This window comes from Kitasatospora sp. NPDC051702 (assembly GCF_040681575.1).
Taxonomy (GTDB): domain Bacteria; phylum Actinomycetota; class Actinomycetes; order Streptomycetales; family Streptomycetaceae; genus Kitasatospora.
In genome coordinates this window covers 47,721-69,321 of sequence record NZ_JBFAZB010000032.1, presented here as the reverse complement: position 1 = coordinate 69,321, position 21,601 = coordinate 47,721, and the positions used below count along the sequence as shown (strand labels likewise).

The 21,601-nt window shown below is 75.4% G+C and carries 14 protein-coding genes; all 14 read left to right on the top strand.

The features are described from left to right. The first annotated feature begins 8 nt into the window (after positions 1–8). The 14 genes from AB0N04_RS24860 to AB0N04_RS24795 all read left to right on the top strand — a co-directional run bounded on the left by AB0N04_RS24860 (position 9) and on the right by AB0N04_RS24795 (position 21,595). The gene (locus tag AB0N04_RS24860) at positions 9–395 is read left to right on the top strand and encodes a metalloregulator ArsR/SmtB family transcription factor (RefSeq protein ID WP_360211057.1); all 387 of its coding nucleotides are present in this window, start codon (positions 9–11) and stop codon (positions 393–395) included. A gap of 136 nt (positions 396–531) precedes the next feature. Beyond that, the gene (locus tag AB0N04_RS24855; protein WP_360211055.1) at positions 532–924 is read left to right on the top strand and encodes a nuclear transport factor 2 family protein; all 393 of its coding nucleotides are present in this window, start codon (positions 532–534) and stop codon (positions 922–924) included. A gap of 224 nt (positions 925–1,148) precedes the next feature. Next, positions 1,149–1,802, top strand: coding sequence for a hypothetical protein (locus tag AB0N04_RS24850; RefSeq protein ID WP_360211053.1), 654 nt, complete (start codon positions 1,149–1,151; stop codon positions 1,800–1,802). A 401-nt stretch (positions 1,803–2,203) separates the two neighbouring features. Continuing rightward, complete coding sequence (locus tag AB0N04_RS24845; RefSeq protein ID WP_360211051.1) at positions 2,204–3,469, top strand: helix-turn-helix domain-containing protein; 1,266 nt, start codon at positions 2,204–2,206, stop codon at positions 3,467–3,469. A 274-nt stretch (positions 3,470–3,743) separates the two neighbouring features. Continuing rightward, positions 3,744–4,187 carry a cobalamin-dependent protein gene (locus AB0N04_RS24840; protein ID WP_360211049.1) on the top strand — a complete coding sequence of 148 codons (444 nt, stop codon included), beginning with the start codon at positions 3,744–3,746 and terminating at the stop codon, positions 4,185–4,187. Further along, on the top strand, positions 4,184–5,476 hold the full coding sequence (locus tag AB0N04_RS24835; protein ID WP_360211047.1) for a methylaspartate mutase: 1,293 nt from the start codon (positions 4,184–4,186) through the stop codon (positions 5,474–5,476). Before AB0N04_RS24840 ends, AB0N04_RS24835 begins: the two co-directional genes overlap by 4 nt. Positions 5,477–5,630: 154 nt before the next feature. Continuing rightward, on the top strand, positions 5,631–6,623 hold the full coding sequence (locus AB0N04_RS24830; protein ID WP_360211045.1) for an asparagine synthetase A: 993 nt from the start codon (positions 5,631–5,633) through the stop codon (positions 6,621–6,623). 83 nt (positions 6,624–6,706) lie between these two features. Continuing rightward, on the top strand, positions 6,707–7,990 hold the full coding sequence (locus AB0N04_RS24825) for a glutamate synthase-related protein (protein WP_360211123.1): 1,284 nt from the start codon (positions 6,707–6,709) through the stop codon (positions 7,988–7,990). Between the two features lie 137 nt (positions 7,991–8,127). Then, the gene (locus AB0N04_RS24820; protein ID WP_360211043.1) at positions 8,128–12,969 is read left to right on the top strand and encodes an amino acid adenylation domain-containing protein; all 4,842 of its coding nucleotides are present in this window, start codon (positions 8,128–8,130) and stop codon (positions 12,967–12,969) included. Between the two features lie 32 nt (positions 12,970–13,001). Further along, positions 13,002–17,450 carry an amino acid adenylation domain-containing protein gene (locus AB0N04_RS24815; protein ID WP_360211041.1) on the top strand — a complete coding sequence of 1,483 codons (4,449 nt, stop codon included), beginning with the start codon at positions 13,002–13,004 and terminating at the stop codon, positions 17,448–17,450. Between the two features lie 9 nt (positions 17,451–17,459). Further along, complete coding sequence (locus AB0N04_RS24810) at positions 17,460–19,256, top strand: non-ribosomal peptide synthetase (protein WP_360211039.1); 1,797 nt, start codon at positions 17,460–17,462, stop codon at positions 19,254–19,256. 7 nt (positions 19,257–19,263) lie between these two features. Next, positions 19,264–20,049 (top strand): thioesterase domain-containing protein, encoded by a 786-nt coding sequence (locus tag AB0N04_RS24805; protein ID WP_360211037.1) that lies wholly within the window; start codon positions 19,264–19,266, stop codon positions 20,047–20,049. After that, positions 20,043–21,227 carry a cytochrome P450 gene (locus AB0N04_RS24800; RefSeq protein WP_360211035.1) on the top strand — a complete coding sequence of 395 codons (1,185 nt, stop codon included), beginning with the start codon at positions 20,043–20,045 and terminating at the stop codon, positions 21,225–21,227. Before AB0N04_RS24805 ends, AB0N04_RS24800 begins: the two co-directional genes overlap by 7 nt. 155 nt (positions 21,228–21,382) lie before the next feature. Then, a complete protein-coding gene (locus AB0N04_RS24795) occupies positions 21,383–21,595 on the top strand; it encodes an MbtH family protein (protein WP_360211033.1) in 213 nt (70 codons plus the stop codon). The last annotated feature ends 6 nt before the right edge of the window (positions 21,596–21,601 follow it).

Sequence of the window (21,601 nt, the reverse complement as noted above, 5' to 3'; positions counted from 1 at the left end):
GGAGAGCAATGATTCCCCACTCCGTCCGTCCCCTCCCGAGCGCCACGGGCGCCGCCGCCGGCACCGCCGCCGGCACCCGGGCGGCAGCCGCGACCGAGACGCTCCCGCACGACGAACTGGCCGGTCTGTTCAAGGCGCTCGGTGACCCGATCCGGCTGCGCATCGTCTCCATCCTGCTCGGCCGGGAGGCCAACGAGGCCTTCGTCGGCGAACTCCTGGACTCCTTCGAGCAGTCCGGACCGACGATCAGCCACCACCTGAAGATGCTCCTCTACGCGGGCCTGCTGACCCGGCGGCGCGAGGGCACCCGGCTCTACTACCGCCTCCAGGCCGACGAGTTGTGCCGGGTCGACCTGCTGCGGCAGCGCCGCACCGTGGACGCCGGCCCGGCCTGACCGGGCCGCCCGCCCCCCTGAGCCGGCCGCCGGACCGCGGCGGCCGCCCTCACCCCCCAGACCTGCCCGACGGGCCCGGAGCCCGTTCGGCAGCCATCACGAGATATCCCGAACACCCCGACAGAAAGGCGAGTCGATGACTCTCCCCGCCATGCCCAAGGCCGTCCTGCAGTTCTTCGAGGCCTCCCAGTCGGCCGACGCCGACCGCTGGGCCGACGCCTTCGCCGAGGACGCGCTCTTCCACGACCCGGTGGGCACCGAGCCGATCAAGGGTCGCGAGGCGATCCGGACCTTCATCAAGTCCGTCATCCCCAACTTCGACCCCTTCCTCGGCCTGACCCCGCTGGAGGCCCACAACGTCGGCGAGTTCACCGCCGTCTCCTGGCACGGCGCGGCCGTCGCGAAGGACGGCAAGCCGGTCAACTGGTCGGGCATCAACGTCTACCAGCTGAACGGCGAGGGCCTGATCCAGGAGGCCAAGGCCTACTTCAACCACGCGATCTTCGCGGCCCAGCTCGCCGCCAACTGAGAACCCGCGGGTTCTCCCGGCCGAGCCCCCCGGAACCGGGCCCGTACGGTACGACCGGTCGCACCGTACGGGCCCTGCCGCGTACCCGGGCCGGGACTCCGGCCGCCGGCCCGCGGTGACCTGTTCGCAGCAGGCCCGGTGGCGGGAACGGCGGGGAGCGGCGGAGGCTGGTGCCGAGCAGGATCGGGCCGCTGAGGGTTCGGCCGTGAGGCAGGGACAGGGGCATGCCGCGTTTCAACGACAGGCCGGGACGGGCGTCGGGTCGGACGGGCCGCAGGGCCGGACTCGCCGCGGTGGCGCTGGGCTGCACGGTGCTGGTCGCCGCCGGCTGCGGCTCCTCGGGCTCCTCCTCGCCCACGCCGTCGCGCTCCTTCTCCCCGGACGTGAACTCCTTCTCCGGCCAGCTGCCCTCCTCCGTGGCCTCGGCCAAGTCCTCGTTGCTGGAGTCGGCCTCGGCGGCCGCGTCCGCGGCCTCGGCCGCCGCCTCCAAGGCGATGGAGTCGCTGTCGGCGGCGGCGTCCGCGTTCGAGTCGTCCGTCTCGGCCCAGGTGGCCGCGGACCGGGCCAAGGCGCAGGACGTCCTGTCGAAGACCGGGGGTGCAGGCAACGCCGTCTCGGACGTCACGCTCACCGGCCTGCCGAAGGCCCAGGCCGCGGGATTCAACGCCGCCCTGGTGACGGTGGTCAACAGCACCGGCTCGACGACGTCGTACGCGGTCAAGGTCGAGTTCCTCGACGAGACCGGCAAGGTCGTGGACACCTCCTACCTCGGCATCCCGGACGTCGCCGCGGGGGCCAAGGCCACCCGGACGGCCTTCAGCCCGATCGACCGGGACAAGGCACTGGTCGCCAAGGTCACCCAGGCCCAGCGGTACTGACCCGACAGGCTCACCGCAGGACACGAGCGCCGCCCGCTCCGCCGTCACTCCGACGGCGGAGCGGGCGGCGCTCGTCATGGGGCCGGGGGCGGGCCGGGCGGGGCCGCGCGGTGCTCCGGGCGGGGCCGTGAGCAGGGGTTCCGGGAGGGCTGTGAGGCAGCCGTGAAGGTCGTGGGTGGGGCCGGTGATCGGCCGTTGATCGTGCGTAGACGGCAAGCCTGGAGCATCGGGGACCAGAGGGAACCGGTTCGGAGGCCACAGCCTGACCACCGGTGCCCGTGCGGCCGGACCACGGGCCGCGCGGGTACCCGGGGCTGATGCCGTCACCGGACCCGACCCCAGTAGGAGTCCGGACCACGAAGGGCAGACGAGGCATGGACGGCGGGCAGTCGGTGCAAGCGGTGAGAACGGCGGCGGGCTTCGGCGAGCTGCTGCGGCTACGGCGCGAGCGGGTCGGGCTGACCCAGCAGTGCCTGGCCGATCACGCGACCCTGAGCGTGCGGGCCATCCGGGACATGGAGAGCGGCCGGGTGCGCAGGCCCCGCAACGAGACGGTCCGGCTGCTGGCGGACGCGCTGCGGCTGGAGGGCCGCAGCCGCACGGACTTCGAGGAGGCCGCCCGCCGGCACCCGCTCGCCGACGACGCGCCGGCCGCACCGGCCGCGCCGCCGGTGGCGCGCGGGGCGATCGTCGGGCGGGAGATGGAGGCCCAGGTTTTGGCCGACGCCTTCGCGGTGCACGGCGACCGGCTGGTCTCCCTGGTCGGGCTCGGCGGCGTCGGCAAGACCCGGCTCGCCCTGGAGGTGGCCGGCCGGCTCCACCTGGCCGCCCGCTGGTCGGTGCGGTGGGTGGACTGCGGCGGGGGCCCGCACCCCTGGCGCGGGCTGCTGGACGACATCATCCGGAACCTCGGCAACCAGCCCGCCCTGCTGGTGCTGGACGGCGCCGACGGCGGGGTGGACGCCGGCCGGCTGGACGAGCTGTTCCACCACTGCCCGGGGCTGCGGGTGCTGATCACCGCCCGGGAGGCCCGCCCGCTCCCCGGCGGTCAGGTCATCCCGCTCGCGCCGCTGCCCGTCCCGGAGCCGGAGCTGGACGCCGATCCGGAGGCGCTGGCGCAGGTCGGCGCCGTCCGGCTGCTGCTCTCGCACCTGAGCAGGCTGCGGCCCGGCTACACCCTGGAGCCCTCCGAGGCGCCCGCCGTCGCGGAACTCTGCCGCCACCTGGACGGCCTGCCGGGTGCGCTGGAGCGCGCGGCCGGGTGGGCGCTGGTGCAGTCCACGTCCCAGCTGGTGGCCCGGTTGACGGCCGTCCCGTTCACGCTGGCGGCCCCGCCGGTGGTGTTCGGGGCGCGCGGTGACGTGCGGGACGAGGTGGAACCGGCGATCCGGCGGCTGACCGACCGCCAGCGCGACCTGCTGGAGGTGCTGGTGGACGAGCCGGGGGACTGGTCGGGGGAGGACGCGGTGGTCCGCAGCGGCTGGTCGCTGCAGACCTGCCTGGAGACGGTGCACGAACTGCTCTCGCGCGGCCTGATCCGCAGCGTGCCCGCCCGCGACGGCGTGCGCTTCACGGTGCTCAACCTGTGCCGGCGCCTCGTCCGGGAGGAACCGGGATTCCGGCTCGCACCGTCCGGGGAGCTCCCGCTGCTGGCCGCCGCGGTCTGACCGGCGGCAGGCCGAACGGCCGACCGTGCCCACCGGCCGCGCCCGCCTGCCCGCCCGGGGCCGGCCGGCCGTGCCGGCGGCGCTTCCGCCGGCGCCGGTTCTGCCGCTTCTTGCCGCCTGACCTGCCGCCCGACCTGCCGCTTGCCGGGCCCGATCGTTCCTAACGTTCTCCCCGGGGCCGGGGCCGCCGCGGAACACGCGCCGGAGTTCCCGGACCGCCGGCCGGGGCGTCGGCGGCACGCCATCGACGATCTCTACCGATGAGGGCTGAGTTGTGGAGCACGGAAATGCCGAACAGACCGGGCTGGACGTCGTCGTGACGACGATGGCCTCGGACTCGCACACCTGGAACCTGGTCTTCCTGCAGTTGCTGCTGGAGGAACTGGGCCACCGGGTGACGAACCTGGGCGCCTGCGTCCCGGACGGGCTGCTGCTCGCCGAGTGCCGCCGGATCGAACCGGACCTGATCGTCATCAGCAGCGTCAACGGCCACGGCCACCAGGAGGGCCTCAGGGTGATCCCGGCCCTGCGGGCCTGCCCGGAGCTGCGGACCACCCCGACCGTCATCGGCGGCAAGCTCGGCATCGCCGGAGCCGACGACCCCGACCGCGAACGGACCCTGCTGGAGGCCGGATTCGACGCGGTCTTCGAGGAGGGCGGCTCGGTGGCCGGGTTCCGCGAGTTCGTCGGCGGGCTGCGCTCCCGGGTCCTGCTGTGACGAGCTTCGGAGGGTTCGTGGCGCAGGCCGCGGAGGCCGGCGCCCTGGTCGTCCAGCCCCGGATGGGGATGGCGGAGGCGTCCCGGATGCGGGAGGGCCTGCTCGCCACCCGGGGGGCGGCCGCCGTCACCGTCGGCACCATCACCCTGGACAGCTACACCCGCACCGGCGACCTCGACGCGGCGCGGCGCGCCCTGGCGGCCGGGGCGGGCCTCAACGGCTACCCGATCGCCACCCATCCGGTCGAGGTCACCCGGGCGGTGCTGCACGGGGTGGCGGACGCGGGCTTCCCGGTGCAGGTGCGGCACGGCTCGGCCGCGCCGGAGCGGATCGTCGAGGCGCTGCTGGCCGTCGGCCTGGACGCCACCGAGGGCGGGCCCGTCTCCTACTGCCTGCCGTACGGCCGGACCCCGCTCCACAAGGCCGTGTCCAACTGGCAGCGCAGCTGCGAACTCCTGGCCTCGGTGCGGGAGTTCGGTGCGGATCCGCACCTGGAGACCTTCGGCGGCTGCATGATGGGCCAGCTCTGCCCGCCCTCCCTGCTGATCGCCATCAGCGTGCTGGAGGCACTGTTCTTCCGCCAGCACGGCCTGCGCAGCATCTCGCTCAGCTACGCCCAGCAGGCCGACGCGCGCCAGGACGAGGAGGCGCTGGCCGCCCTCGGCCGGATCTCGGGCGAGCTGCTCCCGGACGTCGACCGGCACCTCGTGGTCTACGCCTACATGGGCGTCTACCCGCGCTCGCCCGGCGGCGCGCGGCTGCTGCTGGAGGACGCGGCGCGGCTCGCCGTGCGCGGCGGCGCCGCCAGACTGATCGTCAAGACCACGGCGGAGGCACACCGCATCCCGACCGTCGCCGAGAACGTCCGGGCGCTGGAGACGGCCGCGGCGGCGGCCGCCGCCGAGCGCGACCGCCCGCGGCCCGCCGCGCTGCCGGGCACCGGCATCGAGGCCGAGGCCAGGGCGCTGATCGGCGCGGTGCTCGACCTCGACGCCGACCTCGGGCGGGCCCTGGTCCGGGCGTTCGCCGCCGGCTACCTGGACGTGCCCTACTGCCTGCACCCCGACAACGCCGGGCGGGCGCGCAGCTCGCTGGGCCCGGACGGGCGGTTGTACTGGTCCGCCGTCGGCTCGATGCCGATCGCCGGGCTCGTCGAGGGCGGCCGCCCGCCGATCCTCGGCTCGGCCGGACTGCTGACCGCGCTCTCCCACGTCCAGCGGAGCTACGACGGCCGGGCCGGGGACGCCTCCGAGCCGGCCGCCGCCCGCAGCGTTCCGGCCGCGCGCTGAGCCGACCGGCGGCGCACCCCCCGTCCACCGCTCACCACGGCCCGACCACGGCTCGCGCCCTTCCACGGCCCCCGCCCCTCCCCGGGCGCGCCGGGCCTCCCATCACCCAGCACCCGCACGCCCACCGACCCCCCGCGAGAAGAGGACCCCGACCATGCCCGACGCCACGCCCCTGCCCCCGACCGACCCGGGCCGGCACCTGACCGCGCCGACCACCCGGAGCGCGCTCCGCGTCCAGCAGCAACTGCTGTCCTCCGCCCGCGAGTTCCTGCGCGGCCGCGGTTTCACCGAGCTGCTGCCGCCGATCATCGGCCCGGTCACCGACCCCGGTGCGCGCGGCTCCAAGCAGGTGGACATCGACTTCTACGGCCACCGCTACAAGCTGATGACCAGCGCGATCCTGTACAAGCAGGCCTCGCTGCTCGCCTTCGACAAGATCTTCTGCATCGCCCCGAACGTCCGGCTGGAACCGCTGGAGACCGCCGGGACGAACCGGCACCTGGCCGAGTTCCACCAGCTCGACGTGGAGGTCGCCGGCGCGAGCCGGGACGAGGTCGTCCAGCTGGCCGAGGAGCTGGTGGTGCACATGGTGGACGGCGCGGTGCGCGAGCTGCCCAAGGAGTTCGCCGAACTCGGCCGCGACCCGCAGGCGTTCGCCGAGCTCCTGCAGGGCTCCTTCGGCCGGCTCCGGCACGCGGAGGCCGTCGAGGAACTGCGCGGGATCGGGCACCCGCAGAGCGCCGAGGCCGAACTCGACTGGGAGGGCGAGGCCCTGCTGTCGGCCCGGCGGGACCGGCCGTTCTTCGTCACCGACTACCCGAAGGGCTCACGGGGCTTCTACGACCGGGAGCACCCGGACGACCCGGGCCTGCTGCGCAACTTCGACCTGCTCGCGCCGGAGGGCTACGGCGAGCTGTGCAGCGGCAGCCAGCGCACCAACGACTACGCGGAGATCATCACCCGGATGCGGGAGACCGGTGAGAACCCGCAGAAGTACCGCTGGTACCTGGACCTGGTGCGCGAGGGCGTGCCGGCCAGCGCCGGCTTCGGCATCGGCGTCGAGCGGTTCACCCGCTACGTCGCCGGGCTGGACGCCGTCTGGCAGGCCAGCGCCTTCCCCAAGGTCGCCGGGGTGGTGTCGCCGTGACCGCGCCGAGCGAGGCCCTCGCCGAGCCGGGCGGGCGAACGCCCGCCCCTGCCGGGCAGCCCACCCCCGCCGGTCCGGGCGGCGTGGACACCGAGCGGGACCTCAGCGCACCGGGGTTCCCGGAGCAGGAGGTCCGGCGCCGGGCCCGGGCCGGGGCGGCCGCCGCCTTCCCGCCCGCCGAGGACTACGGCCGGGTGCTGTTCGGCGCCGGCCGGCCCGGGCCGGCGGACGGGGCGGCGGCGGAGCCCGACGCACTGGACGCGCTGCGGATCGTCCCGCCGCTGTTCCTGCCGAAGCGGCTCGCCAAGCTGATCGACCTCGGCCGGGAGCCGGACTACCGGGACGTCGAACTCGCCACCCCCATCGGCGGGTTCGCCTCCTCCCTGCCGGTCTACGTCTCCGCGACGGGCTCCACCCGGGCCGCCGGCGGCGACGTCGGGCTGGCGCTGAGCCGGCAGGCCGGTGCGCTCGGGATCCCGATGGTGATCGGCGAGAACGTGGTGCCGGTCAACGGCTACGGCCGGCTCGGCGAGGCGGCCGACCGCACGCTGCTCGGCCGGCTGCGCGCCTACGCCGAGGAACTCCCGGACGGGCTCGGCGGCGTGGCCGTCCAGCAGAGCACCGAGGACGCCGACGCCGAGGTGTGGAACCTCGTGCACAGCGATCCGGCCGCGCTGCCGCTGCTGGAGTCCGGCCGGCTGGCCTTCGAGCTGAAGGTCGGCCAGGGCGCGAAGCCGGGCCTGGGCGGAATGACCGTGCTCGACGCCGCGGCCGCCGCGGCGCTCGGCGACCGCTTCGGGCTGGACCCGTTGTTCGGCGACGGCCGGGTGCTGCGCTCGGCGACCCCCGGCACCTTCACCGCGGAGATCCTGCGCCAGCAGATCCGACTGATGCGCAACAACTACCCCCGGGTGCGGATCTGGGTGAAGCTCTACCCCGGCCGGGACGTGGCCGAGGCCGCCCGGGTGGCGCACGATGCCGGGGCGGACGCCGTCGTGGTGGACGGTGCGGAGGGCGGCACGGGCTGGGCGCCCGGGGTGTTCCTGCCGCACGTCGGGCTGCCGCTCGCGGAGTGCCTGCGCCGGCTGGCCCCCGCGCCGCCGCCCTCCCTGCTGGTCTCCGGGCGGATCTGGGAGGGCGCCCGGGCGGTCAAGAGCCTGGCGCTGGGGGCCCGCGCGGTGGGCCTCGGACGTGCGGCGCTGATCGCCGTCGCGGAGGACCGGGAATCCGGGCTCCACCGTTTCGCGGAATGCCTGGCGCTGGAACTCCGACTGCTGATCAGTGCGCTCGGGAAATACGCCCCGGAGGACCTGGACCGGGATGACGTGTGGTCCCCCGCGGATTTCCCGGGAACCCCGAGCCGGTAGTTCCTGCCGTACGTCCTGCCTGTTCGGGAGGCGGCACCAGGAAACTGCCGATTTCCCTCCGCTCATTCTGCCGATAGGGCCACGACATTCCCCCTATCGTCGTTCTCGTCGCCGAACATTCTCACGATCTGGGGTGGATGATGTCCTCACGCGGATTCCCTGCCGAATTCACCGCACACGAACTCGCGGACGGTGGACCGGCGGAAGCCGGATTCACGGAGACCGGATTCACGGAGACCGGGTTCGCGGAAGCCGGATTCGCGCCCTTCGCCGCCGCCGTCCGACGCTTCCCGGAGCGGCCGGCCGTCCGGACCGGCGGCCGGACGATCAGCTACCGGGAGCTGGACGGCCTGATCGCCGCCCTCGCGGCCCGGCTCGCCCCCGGGCGGACGGTCGCCGTCTCCGGCCGGGACCGGCTGGACCACGTGGTCGGGCTGCTGGCGGTCCTGCGGGCCGGCGGCACCTACCTGCCGCTGGACCGGAAGGCCCCGGAGGACCGCAACCGCTGGATCGCCGAGGACGCCGGCGCCTCGCTCGTCCTCGACGGCGAGGAGCCGACCGGGCGCGCCGGGGCCGGTGCGGCGTCCGGGCCCGGTCGCCCGGCGGCGGGCGGCGCCGGCTACGTCATCTACACCTCCGGCACCACCGGCCGCCCCAAGGGCGTGCACGTGCCGCTCGCCGCGCTGACCGGCCACCTGGCGGCAGTGGTCGACACCTTCGGGCTCACCGAGCGCGACGTCGTCCTGCAGTTCGCCCGCCCGACCGTGGACGTGGCCGTGGAGCAGGTGCTCGGCGCGCTGTCCGTCGGCGCCTGCCTGGTCCTCCCGGAGGACGGGCTGCTCGCCCCGGCCGCGCTGGCCGACCTGCTGGACTCCGAGGGCGTCACCGTCGCCAACCTGGCCGCCGGCTACTTCGGCGACGTGGTCGCGGCCCTCGGGGGCCGGGCGCCGCGCACCCTGCGGCTGATGATCTCGGGCAGCGACAAGCTGGAGCCCGCGACCGCCGCCGCCTGGTGGGATGCGACGGGGGTGCCGCTGCTGAACGCGTACGGGCCGACCGAGACGGTCGTCACCGCCACCACCCACCGGCTGGCGGGAGAGGAGCCGCAGGCCCTGGTCCCGATCGGTGACGCGGTCGGCGCGCGCCGGCTGTACGTCCTGGACGAGCGGCTGCGGCCCGTGCCGCCCGGCACGGCCGGCGAACTGTACGTCGGCGGGCCGCTGCTGGCCTCCGGCTACCTGGGGCGCCCCGGCCTCACCGCCGAGCGCTTCGTCGCCGACCCGTTCGCGGCGGCCGTCGCGCAGGAGCCCGTGGAGCCGCCCGCCGGAGCACCCGCCGACGCCGCCGCCGGCCGCGCCGGCGCCCGGATGTACCGCACCGGGGACCTGGTGCGCCGCACCGCCGAGGACGGGCCGCTGGAGTTCCTCGGGCGCAGCGACCACCAGGTGAAGATCCGCGGCTTCCGGGTCGAGCCCGGTGAGATCGAGCAGGTGCTGGCCGGGCACCCCGGTGTCACCGGCAGCGTCGTGGTGGCGCACGAGGGCCGGCTGGCCGCCTACGCGACCGGCGAGGTGCCGGGGTACGCCGAGCTCCGCGCCTGGCTGGCCGAGCGGCTGCCCGAGCACATGGTCCCGGCGACGGTCACCGCGCTGGAGGCGTTCCCGCTGACGGCCGGTGGCAAGGTCGACCGCGGGGCGCTGCCGGAGCCGCAGGCCGTGCCCGAGGGCAAGCCGGTCGGCCGGCCGCCGCGCACCCCCGCCGAGCAGCTGATCGCGGCGGTCTGGGCGGACGTGCTCGGCGTGCCCGAGGTGGGCGCCGACGACAACTTCTTCCACCTGGGCGGCGATTCGCTGACCGCCGTGCGGGTGGTCGGCCGGGTCTTCGACGTCTTCGGCATGGTGTCGCCGTACACCATCTTCGACGCGCCGACGCTGGCCGAGTTCGCCGCCGCGGTGAGCTCCGCGGCCGGCGGCGAGCGCCCGGCGCTGGAGCGCTCGGGCGCCACCGAGGCCCCGCTGTCCAAGTTCCAGCGCGGCCTCTGGTTCCTCGACCAGTGGAACCCGGACGCCCCGACCTACGTGGTGCCCTGGGTGTTCCGCTTCTCGGGGCCGGTCGATCCCGAGCTGCTGCGGCGGGCGCTGGAGGGGGTGGTGGCGCGGCACGAGAGCCTGCGGACGACCTTCGAGCTCGCCGAGGACGGTCCGCGCCAGGTCGTCCACCCGGCGGTGGAGCTGCCGTTCACGCTCACCGAGACCACCGCGGACCGGGTGGACGACCTGGTCGCCGAGGCCGCCCTGGAACCCTTCGACCTCGCGCGGGGCCCGCTGCTGCGGGCCCGGGTCTTCCGCGCGGACGGCGCGACGACCCTGCTGCTGCTCCTCCACCACATCGTCTGGGACGAGGGCTCGCTGCCCGTCCTGGAGGCCGAACTCCAGGAGCTGTACGCCGCCCTGGCCGAGGACCGGCCCGCCGAGCTCCCGGACCTCGCCGTCCAGTACGGCGACTACGCGGCCTGGCAGTACCGGGACGACATCGCGGAACGCCAGCTCGACTACTGGCGGGAGACCCTGCGCGACGCGCCGACCGCCCCGGCGCTGGTGCCGGACCACCCCCGGCCCGAGGAACAGGCCTTCCGCGGCGCCTTCCACCGGTTCACCATGCCGGGCCCGGTGGCCGAGTCCGTCCGGGCGCTCGCCCGGAGCGAGGACGCCACCCCGTTCATGGTGCTGCTCGCCGGGCTGGCCCTCACCCTGCAACGCCGCTCCGGGCAGCGCGACCTGGTGCTCGGCTCGCCGGTGAACGTCCGCGGCCGGGCCGAACTCGACGGCCTGATCGGCTACTTCGTCAACCTGCTGCCGCTGCGGCTGACCGTCGAGGAGGGCGTCTCCTTCCGTGAGCTGGTCCGGCACGTGCGGGAGGTGTCGATCGGCGGCTACCGCCACCAGGAGGTGCCCTTCGACGACATCGCCAACGCGGTGCTCGACGAGCGCCCCGAGGACCGCAACCCGCTCTGCCAGGTGCTGCTGGAGCTGCACCCGCTGGACTCCCGGCCGTTCACGGTCGGCGGGCACGCCGTGACCCGCGCCCTGCACTCCAACCCGGTCTCCCGCTTCGACCTGTCGGTCTCGGTGGACGACCGCGGCACCGGGTTCACCGGCCGCTTCGAGTACGACAGCGACCTCTTCGACGCCGCCACCATGGCCGGCCTGTGCGAGGAGTGGCTGGGCACCCTGGCCGCCGCCGTGGAGGTGCCGGTGCACGCCCTGTTCGAGGCGCAGGCCGCCCGCGCGCCCCGGGCCACCGCCCTGGTCTCCGGCGAACGGACAGTCACCTACGGCGAGTTGAACGCCTCGGCGAACCGGCTGGCCCGTCACCTGGCGGGCCGGGGCATCGGCCGCGGCGACACCGTCGCGGTGCTGGCCGAGCGCGGACCGGACCTCGTCACGGGGCTGCTCGCCGCGCTCAAGACCGGCGCCGCCTACACCCTGCTCGACCCGGACTTCCCGGCCGAGCGGCTGGCCGGCGCGGTCGCCGACACGAGCGCCGCCACGGTGATCACCCACCGGAACGGACCGGTGCCGTTCGCCGTGCCGAACCGGGTCGACCTGGACGCCTCGGCCGCCGAACTGGCCCGGTACGCCCCGCACGACCTCGGCCTGCCGGTGGACGGCGCCGACCTCGCCTGCGTGATGTTCACCTCCGGCTCCACCGGACGCCCCAAGGCGACGGCCGTCCCGCACCGCGCCCTCACCACCACCTACCTCGGCCAGGACTACGCCCGCTTCGGGCCGGACGAGGTCTGGCTGCAGTGCTCGCCGGTCTCCTGGGACGCCTTCGCGCTGGAGCTCTACGGCGCGCTCTGCTTCGGCGCCGTCTGCGTCCTGCAGCCCGGGCAGCGGCCGGAGCCGCAGACCATCGCCGAACTGACCCGCCGCCACGGCGTCACCCAGCTCCAGCTCTCCGCGAGCCTGTTCAACTTCCTGCTGGAGGAGTTCCCGGAGACCTACGACGGCCTCGGGCTCGCCATCACGGCCGGTGAGCGGGCCTCCGTCACCCACGTGGCCAAGGCCCTGGAGAACCACCCGGGCCTGGCGGTCGCCAACGGCTACGGCCCGGTCGAGAGCCTCGGCCTGACCACCTGCCACCAGGTCGGCCCGGAGGACGTCACCGGCGCCTCCGTCCCGATCGGCAGAGCGCTGAACGGCAAGGGCGTCCTCGTCCTGGACGAACTGCTGCGCCCGGTCGAGCCCGGGGTGACCGGCGAACTGTACGCCTCCGGCGGCGGACTCGCGTACGGCTACCTCGGCCGGCCCGGCCTGACCGCGGAGCGCTTCGTCGCCTCCCCGTTCGGCGCCCCCGGCGAACGCCTCTACCGCACCGGCGACCTCGGCCACGTCGGCGCCGACGGCCTGCTGGAGGTCACCGGCCGGATCGACGACCAGGTCAAGATCCGCGGCTTCCGGGTCGAGCCGGGCGAGATCGAGGACGCGCTCACCCGCCACCCGGCCGTCCGGGAGGCCGCCGTCACCGTCCACGAGCCCGCCCCGGGCGACCGCCGCCTCGCCGCCTACGTCACCGTCGGCGCCGACGCGCCCGGCCCGGACGCCCTGCTCGACCACCTGGCCGGTCTGCTGCCCGAGCACATGGTGCCCGCCACCCTCGACGTCCTGGACGCGCTGCCGCTCAACCACAACGGGAAGGTGGACCGACGGTCGCTGCCCGCCCCCGCCGGGCGCCGGGCCGCCGCCACCGAGCCGCTGACCGGGGCCGAACGGCTGGTCGCCGACGCGATGCGCGAGGTGCTCGACCTCGCCGAGGTGGGCCGGGAGGACAACTTCTTCCGGATCGGCGGCAACTCGCTGGCCGCCGTCCGGGTCGCGATGCGGCTGTCCCGGGAGACCGGCACCCGCGTCCCCCCGCAACTGGTGTTCCGGGCCCGGACCGTGAGCGCCATCGCCGAACGCCTGGCCGCCCGATGACGGGCCGGACCGCACACGAAGGGAACGAGGCCGTGAGCCCGTCCGACCACCCGGAGCGCACCGCGCCCGTCTCGGGGCTGCAGCGCGGCCTCTGGTTCCTCGACCGCCTCGACCCGCAGGCCGTCACCTACTGCACCCCCTGGACGGTGGACGTCACCGGCCCGCTCGACCTGCCGCTGCTCCAGGGCGCGCTGGACGCCGTGGTGGCCCGGCAGGAGGCGCTGCGCACCACCTTCGCGCTGCACCCCGACGGGCCGCGCCAGCAGGTGCACCCCGCCCTCGCCGTCCCGCTCGCGGTGACCGACCTGCGGGCCGCCGGCCCGCGGCAGGCCGAGCACCTGGAGGAGCTGCTCGCGGCCCGCTGCGCCGAGCCCTTCGACCTGGCCACCGGCCCGCTGCTGCGCGCCGAGGCCTTCCGGCTCGCCGACGAGCGCACCACGCTGCTGTTCACCGTGCACCACATCGTCTGGGACGGCTGGTCGGCGGAGGTCTTCGGGCGCGAGCTGGCCGAGCTGTACGGCGCCGCCGTGGCGGGCCGGGAGGCCGTGCTGCCGGAGCTGACCGTGCAGTGCGCCGACCACGCCGAGGAGCTGCTCGGCACCTCGTACGAGGAGCACCTGACCCACTGGAAGGAGCAGCTGGACGGCGCGCCCCCGCTGCTGGAACTGCCCACCGACCGGCCCCGTCCGGCGGAGCGCGGCGCGGCCGGACGGACCGAGGCGTTCGGCCTCGCCCCCGGCACGGCGGCCCGGGTGCGCGCCCTGGCCGAGGAGGAGGGCGTCACCCCGTTCACCGTCCAGCTGGCCGCCTTCGCCCTGCTGCTGAACCGCTGGACCGGCGCCGACGACCTGGTCATCGGCACCCCGGTCACCACCCGCGACCGCCCCGAACTGGAGCACCTCCTCGGCTACTTCGTCAACCTGCTGCCGCTGCGCCTGCGGCTCGCGCCGGCGATGGGCTTCCGCAGCCTGCTGGAGCACGTCCAGGACGTCGCCTTCGAGGCCTACGGCTACCTCGACGTGCCCTTCGACCAGCTGGTCGACCACCTCGGCGCCCCCCGCAGCGCACAGCACCCGCCGCTGGTCCAGGTGGTGTTCGGGGCCCACAGCGAGGACCGCACCCCGCTCGCGCTCGGCCCGGCCACCGCCGAGACCCGGGTGCGTTCCAACGGCACCAGCAAGTTCGACCTCACCTGGTCCGTCTTCGACGGCGGCGACGCCGACGGCGGTGACGGCGAGCTGCGCGGGGAGGCCGAGTACCGCAGCGAGCTGTTCGACCCGGAGACCGTCCGGCGCCTCGCCACCGAGTTCGACGCCCTGCTCACCGCGGCCCTGGACGAACCCGACGCCACCGTGCTGCGGCTGACCACCCGCGGCGCCGACGCCCCCCGGGCCACCGACACCCCCGGCCACTGCCTGCACCACCTGTTCGAACGGGCCGCCGACGCCCACCCCGACCGGCCCGCCGTCAGCGACCCCGACCGCACCCTCGACTACGCCGAGCTCGACCGCCGGGCCAACCGCCTGGCGCACGCCCTGCGCGCCCGCGGGGCCGGCCCCGGCGACCGGATCGGCATGCTGCTGGACCGCACCGCCGACGTCCTGGTCACCGTCCTCGGCGTGCTGAAGACCGGCGCCGCGTACGTGCCCGTCGACCTGGCCGCCCCGGCCGGCCGCGCCGCGCTGGTCTTCGACGACGCGGACGTCACCCTCGTCGTCACCGACCGACCGGACCGCGTGCCGGAGGGCCCCTGGCAGGCCTACGACCTGACCGCCGAGGCCGCCGACCTGGCCGCCCGGCCGGACACCCGCCCGCCCGCCGCCGGCCGCCCCGGCGACGTCGCCTACATCATCTTCACCTCCGGCTCCACCGGCCGCCCCAAGGGCGTCGCCGTCGCCCACGAGCACGTCAGCCGCCTCATGGCGGACGGCGCGGAGCACTTCGGGTTCGGCCCGGAGGAGACCTGGACGCTCTTCCACAGCTACGCCTTCGACTGGACGGTCTGGGAGATGTGGGGCGCCCTGCTGCACGGCGCCCGCCTGGTCGTCGTCCCCTACGTGACCAGCCGCTCGCCCGAGGAGTTCGCCCAGCTGCTGGAGGAGGAGCGGGTCTCCTTCCTCTGCCTCACCCCCTCGGCGCTGCGCCAGCTGGAGCCCGTGCTGCGCCGCAGCCCGCGCGACCTGTCCGCACTGAAGTGGATCATGCTCGGCGGGGAGGCCCTGGACCCGGCCGTCGTCCAGCGCTGGTTCGAACTCGACCCGCCCCCGCCGGCCCGGCTCTGCAACCTGTACGGCATCACCGAGACCACCGTCCACGTCACCACCCACGACCTGGCCGGCAGCACCGGCTTCGAGCGCAGCCTGATCGGCGCGCCCATGCCGCACCTGACCGCGCAGGTCCTCGACGACTGGCTGCGGCCGGCGCCGCCCGGCGCCGCCGGCGAGCTGTACATCGGCGGCGGCAGCCTCGCCCACGGCTACTGGGGCCGCCCCGGCCTCACCGCCGGCCGCTTCGTCGCCGACCCGTACGGCCCGCCCGGGGCCCGGCTCTACCGCACCGGAGACGTCGCCCGCCGACTGCCCGACGGCGGACTCGAGTACATCGGGCGCGCCGACTTCCAGGTCAAGCTGCGCGGCTTCCGCATCGAGCTCGGCGAGATCGAGAACGCGCTCGCCGCCCACCCGGACGTCGACGCCTGCGTCGTCACCGTGCACGAGGACCGGCTCGCCGCGTACGTCACCGGGCGCGAGCCCGCCGACGTCCGCGCCTTCCTCGGCCGCACCCTGCCGCCGTACATGGTCCCGGCGAGCTACACCGTGCTGGAGTCGCTGCCGCTCACCGTCAACGGCAAGGTGGACCGCGCCGCGCTGCCCGCCCCCGGCCAGCGCAGCACCGCCGCCGGCGGCCGCCACGTCGAGCCGCGCACCCCGGAGGAGGAGGCCTTCGCCGCCGTCTGGACGGAGGTCCTCGGCGTGGACGGCATCGGCGTCCACGACGACTTCTTCCACCTCGGCGGCGACTCCATCCGGGCCGTCCAGCTCGCCGGCGCGCTGCACGAGCGCGGCTGGGGGGTCACCCTGCGGGACGTCTTCAACGCCCCCACCGTCGCCGCCCTGCTGCCCCTGGCGCAGCCCGTCGAGGAGGACGCGGACGCCCGCGAGCCGTTCGCCCTGCTCACCCCGGAGGACCGCGCCGACCTGCCGCCCGGGCTCGCCGACGCCTACCCGATGGTGTCCATGCAGCTCTCCATGGTCTTCCACATGGAGATCGCCGGCGGCACCGACAGCTACCACAACGTCAACTCCTACCGGATCTCCGGCCACCTCGACGAACAGGCCTTCCGCCGCTCCGTCGCCGAGGCCATGGAACGCCACGCGGTGCTGCGCACCGGCCTCGACCTGTCCGGCTACGGCGAACCCCTGCAGCTCGTCCACGGCCGGCTGCCCGCCCCCGTCGACTTCGCCGACCTGCGCGGCGAACCCGACCAGGACGCGGCCGTCCGGGAGGTCTTCGACACCCACCGCCGGACCCCCTTCGACCTCACCGCCCCGCCGCTGTTCCGGATCACCGTGCAGCGCCTCGCCGAGGACGCCTTCCAGCTCACCGTCTCCGAGCACCACGCCATCCTGGACGGCTGGAGCTTCACCTCCCTGCTCACCGAGATCCTGGAACGCCACACCGCCCTCGCCGCCGACCCGCTCGGCGCCCCCACCCCGCCGCCGCGCACCGCCTTCCGCGACTTCGTGGCCGTCGAACGGCGGGCCGCCGGGGACGAGCAGTCGCTCGCCTACTGGCGCGACCGGCTCTCCGGCGCCAGCGGCCAGCTGTTCCCCGGCAGCGAGGACGTGCACGAGGCGCCGCGCACCGTCGAACGGGTCCTGCCCGAGGCGCCCGACCAGCTGCGGGAGGTCGCCGACGCGCTGGCCGTGCCGATCAAGTCGGTCGCGCTCGCCGCCCACCTGCACGCCCTCGCCGCCATGACCGGTCGGCGGCGCGTCACCACCGGCCTCGCCGTCAACGGCCGGCTGGAGCGGCTCGGCGGCACCGAGGTGTACGGGCTGTTCCTCAACACCGTCCCGCTCAGCTGCGAGCCCACCGACGACCTGCTGGCCCTGGCCCGCGAGGTGCACCGGGAGGAGCTCGACATGATGCCGCACCGACGGGTGCCCTTCGCCCGCCTGGCCCGGCTGATGACCGACACCGCGCTGGACAGCCAGTTCGGCTACCTGCGCTTCCACGCCCTGGGCCGGCTCAGCTCGGCCCGCATCGTGGACGGCCGGATCGGCTGCGAGCCGACCCTGCGCCACGAGCCCAACAGCTTCGCCTTCGGCGCCTCGCTGATCCAGGACCCGGTCTCGCAGCGCGTGCTGCTCGCCGTCGACCACCAGCGGTCCCTGGTCACCGACACCGCCGCCGAGCAGTTCATCGACGCCTACACGGCAGCCCTGCACACCATGGCCACCGCGGCCCGAGAGTCCTGAGGAACCGTCATGACCGACCTGCTGCACCGCCTGCGCACCGCCGTCGCCGCCCACCCCGCGCGCATCGCCGTCCTCGCCCCCGCGGGGGAGACCGGCACCGCCAGCCTGGACTTCGCCGCCCTCGACCGCCGCACCGCCGCCCTGGCCCGCGCCCTGCGCGGGCTCGGCGTCGGCCGCGGCGACCGGGTCGGCGTCCACCTCCGCCGCACCGCCGACCTGCCGGTCGCGCTGCTCGCCGTCTGGCGGGCCGGCGCCGCCTACGTCCCGCTCGACCCGGCCTACCCGGCCGAGCGCCTCGCCTTCATGGCCTCCGACGCCCGGCTCGCCGCCCTGATCAGCGCCGACGGCCTCCCGGCCGCCCAGGGCGTGCCGGTGCTGCACCCCGACGCCGCCGCCGAGGACGGCCCCGAGCCGACCGCCGACGACCTCCCCGGGCAGGTGAACCCGCTCGACCCGGCGTACGTCATCTACACCTCCGGCTCCACCGGCCGCCCCAAGGGCGTCGAGGTGTCCCGCGGCGCCGTCGCGGCCCTGGTGACCGCGCTGGAGGCCGCCGGCGCCTACCGCGCCGAGCCCGGCGTGGTCGGCTGGAACGCCAGCGTCTCCTTCGACGCCTCCGTCCAGCAGTGGGCCCGGATCTGCCGCGGCGACACCGTCCTGGTCATCGGCGACGAGCAGCGCGCCGACCCGGCCAGGACGGCCGCCCTGCTCGCCGAGCACGGCGTCACCGACCTCGACCTCACCCCCTCGCACTGGGAGCTGCTGCGCGAGCCGCTCGGCGGCGCCCGGGTGCCGCGGCTGTTCATGGGCGGCGAGGCCGTCCCCGAGCGCACCTGGCGCGAACTGGCCGACGGCGGCATCGACGCGCTCAACCTGTACGGGCCCACCGAGTGCACCGTCGACGCCGTCACCGCGCCGATCAGCGGCCCCGGCCCGCACCTCGGCGAGCCGCTGCCGGGCGTGCGCCTGCACCTGCTCGACGAGAAGCTCGCCCCGGTCGCCGACGGCGTCGTCGGCGAGGTCTACCTGGCCGGGCCCGGGCTCGCCCACGGCTACCTCGGCCGGCCCGGCCTGACCGCCGAACGCTTCGTCGCCTGCCCGTTCGCCGACCCGTCCGACGAACCCGGCTCCCGCATGTACCGCACCGGGGACCAGGCCCGGCGCGGCGAGGGCGGCCGGCTGGAGTACGTCGGCCGGGTGGACCGCCAGGTCAAGGTGCGCGGCTACCGGATCGAGCTCGGCGAGGTCGAGCACGCCCTGGCCGGGCTGGACGGCGTCCGGGCCGCCGCCGTCACCGTGCACGAGCCCGCCCCCGGCGACCGCAGGCTCGCCGGCTACGTCACCGGCGCCGTCACCGCCGCCGAGCTCACCGAGCGGCTGCGGGCCACCGTGCCGGCCCACCTGGTGCCCTCGGTGATCACCGTGCTGGACGCCATGCCGCTCACCCCGAACGGCAAGGTCGACCTCGTGGCGCTGCCCGCCCCCGCGGCCGCCGCCGCGGAGCCGTCCGCCGCCGACGCCGGGGCCGAGGGGGGCGGGGGGCTGGCGGAGCAGGTCGCCGAGGTCTGGAGCACCGTGCTCGGCGTGAGCGGCGTCCTGCCCACCGACGACTTCTTCTCCCTCGGCGGGCACTCCCTCGCCGCGCTGCGGGTCGTCCACCTGCTGCGCCGCCGGCTCGGCATCGAGCTCCAGCTGCGCCACCTGCTCGACTCGGCCGACCTGGCCGCCTTCACCGCCACCGTCGGGCGGGCCGTCGAGGCCGGCACCGCCGCGCCCCGCCCGGCCCTGACCGCCCGGGCCCGGTGAGCGGCGCATGACCACCGCCACGCGGGTGCGACCCCGCGTCGAGGGGGACTGGCTGTTCGTCCCCGCGCCCCAGCCCCGGCCCGCGTTCCGGCTGTTCTGCTTCCCGCACGCCGGGGGGGACGCCACCGCCTACACCCCGCTCGCCCGCGCCCTCGCCCCGGCCGCGGAGGTCTGGGCGCTGCGCCCGCCCGCCCGCGGCGGCCGCTTCGGCCACCCGATGCCGGCGAGCTTCGACCTCCTGGTCGACGAGGTCGTGGAGGCCCTCACCCCGCACCTGACCGGTCGGTTCGGCTTCTACGGGCAGAGCTTCGGCGCCCTGCTCGGCTACGAGGTCGCCCGGGCGCTGCCCGCCGAGCGGCGGCCCGAACTGGTCGTCGCGGCCTCCGCCTCGCCGCCCGCCACCTGGACCGGCCGGGACCGCCCCCAGCACACCGCCGACGACCTGCTGCGCCTCGCCGGGATGGGCGAACTCGTCCAGAGCGAGGCGGAGTTGAAGGAACACGCGCTGCACGGCATCCGCACCGACCTCGCCGTGGTCGCCACCTACCGGCCCCGCCCGCACCCCCCGATCGGCTCCGACCTGCACACCGTCATCGGCGCCGACGACCCGATGCTCGGAGCCGCCCGGCTGGAGGGCTGGGCGGAGCACACCCGCGGCGGCTCCGGCCACCACGTCGTCCCCGGCGGACACCTGCTCGCCACCGTCGACGGGCCCGGCCCGGTCGACCTGCTGACCTCCCTCATCGCGCGGCGCGGCGCCGCCCACCAGCCCACCACGGAGTACTCATGCTGACCACCACCGCGATCGACCTCACCGACCCGGACCTCTGGGCCCGCCCCGACACCCCCGAGCTGGTCGCGGAGCTGCGGAGCGAGGCGGCCGTCCACCGCACCGACACCGTCGACGACGGGCCGGTCTGGTCGGTGCTCTCGTACAAGCACTCCGCCGAGGTGCTGCGCAACGCCGCCCTCTACAGCTCCGAACAGGGCTCGCTGCTCGGCGCCGGCGAGGGCAACGTGCCGGTCGGCTCCGGCCGGATGATGGCCCTCACCGACCCGCCCCGGCACCGCGAACTGCGCGCCCCCGCCAACCCGTTCTTCGCCCCCGGCCCGGTGCGCGGCGCGGCCCGCGGCATCACCGACCTCGCCGCCTCGATCGTCGACCGGGCCGTCGAGCTGGGCGAGGTGGACCTCGTCGACGCCGTCTCCGCCCTGCCGCTGTCCGTCATGTGCGACCTCCTGGACGTCCCCGAGGGCGACCGGGAGATGGTCGAACGGGTCTGCGACGTCGCCTTCCTCGGCCGCACCCCCGAGGAGCGCCGGGCCGGCCACCAGCAGCTCATCCCGTACCTGCTGCACCAGGTGATGCTGCGCCGCACCGACCCGCGCGACGACCTGATCAGCAAGATGGCCACCTACCGGGTCGGCGGCCGGCTGCTGCCGATCGAGGACGTCGTCCTCAACCTGGACAACATCGTGGTCGGCGGCGTGCAGACCGTCCGCCACACCGCCGCCATGGGGCTGCACACGCTCGTCCAGCACCCGGACCTGTGGCGGCAGCTGCAGCGCGGCGAGGTCGGCATGGACACCGCCCTGGACGAACTGCTGCGCTGGACCTCGGTCGGGCTGCACACCCTGCGCACCGCCAGCCGGGACACCGAACTCGACGGCCGCACCATCCGCCGCGGCGACCGCGTCGCGGTCTGGGTGTGGTCCGCCAACCGGGACCCGGAGGCCTTCGACCGGCCCGAGGAGATCCTGCTCGACCGCGCCCCCAACAAGCACCTCGCGCTCGGCCTCGGCGCCCACTACTGCATCGGCGCGCCGCTGGCCAAGGCCGAACTCGGCGCCCTGTTCACCGCGATGCTCGACCGCGTGGCCACGATCGAGCCGACGGGTCCGGTCACCCACAACCGCTCGATCATCAACTTCGGCCTGGACCACTTCCCGGTCCGGCTCACCCCGCGCTGAGCCCGGCCCGCGCCCGCGCCCGACCCCGGCCCGCGCCGGCCGGTCCCGCCCGGGCGGTCGTCCCGCACCGGCCGAACTGCCCAGTTCCTGCCTCGACTCCTGCCCTTCCGTCCCCCGCCCCGGCCATACCTTCGAAGCAACCCAAGGAGGACACCATGAGCAACCCGTTCGAGGACGACAACGCCGGCTACCTGGTGCTGGCCAACCACGAGGACCAGCACTCCCTGTGGCCCGTCTGGATCGACGTCCCGGCCGGCTGGACCACCGTCCACGGCGAGGACACCCGCCAGGGCTGCCTCGACTACATCGAGGCCAACTGGACCGACATCAGGCCCGCCAGCCTGACCGCCTCCCTCGCCGGTCAGTGAGTGCCA

What these genes read in the sequence shown, in the direction of transcription:
- AB0N04_RS24860 (WP_360211057.1), top strand. Translation starts at nt 9, where the DNA reads ATGATTCCCCACTCCGTCCGTCCCCTCCCGAGCGCCACGGGCGCCGCC.
- AB0N04_RS24855 (WP_360211055.1), top strand. Translation starts at nt 532, where the DNA reads ATGACTCTCCCCGCCATGCCCAAGGCCGTCCTGCAGTTCTTCGAGGCC.
- AB0N04_RS24850 (WP_360211053.1), top strand. Translation starts at nt 1,149, where the DNA reads ATGCCGCGTTTCAACGACAGGCCGGGACGGGCGTCGGGTCGGACGGGC.
- AB0N04_RS24830 (WP_360211045.1), top strand. Translation starts at nt 5,631, where the DNA reads ATGCCCGACGCCACGCCCCTGCCCCCGACCGACCCGGGCCGGCACCTG.
- AB0N04_RS24820 (WP_360211043.1), top strand. Translation starts at nt 8,128, where the DNA reads ATGATGTCCTCACGCGGATTCCCTGCCGAATTCACCGCACACGAACTC.
- AB0N04_RS24810 (WP_360211039.1), top strand. Translation starts at nt 17,460, where the DNA reads ATGACCGACCTGCTGCACCGCCTGCGCACCGCCGTCGCCGCCCACCCC.
- AB0N04_RS24805 (WP_360211037.1), top strand. Translation starts at nt 19,264, where the DNA reads ATGACCACCGCCACGCGGGTGCGACCCCGCGTCGAGGGGGACTGGCTG.
- AB0N04_RS24800 (WP_360211035.1), top strand. Translation starts at nt 20,043, where the DNA reads ATGCTGACCACCACCGCGATCGACCTCACCGACCCGGACCTCTGGGCC.
- AB0N04_RS24795 (WP_360211033.1), top strand. Translation starts at nt 21,383, where the DNA reads ATGAGCAACCCGTTCGAGGACGACAACGCCGGCTACCTGGTGCTGGCC.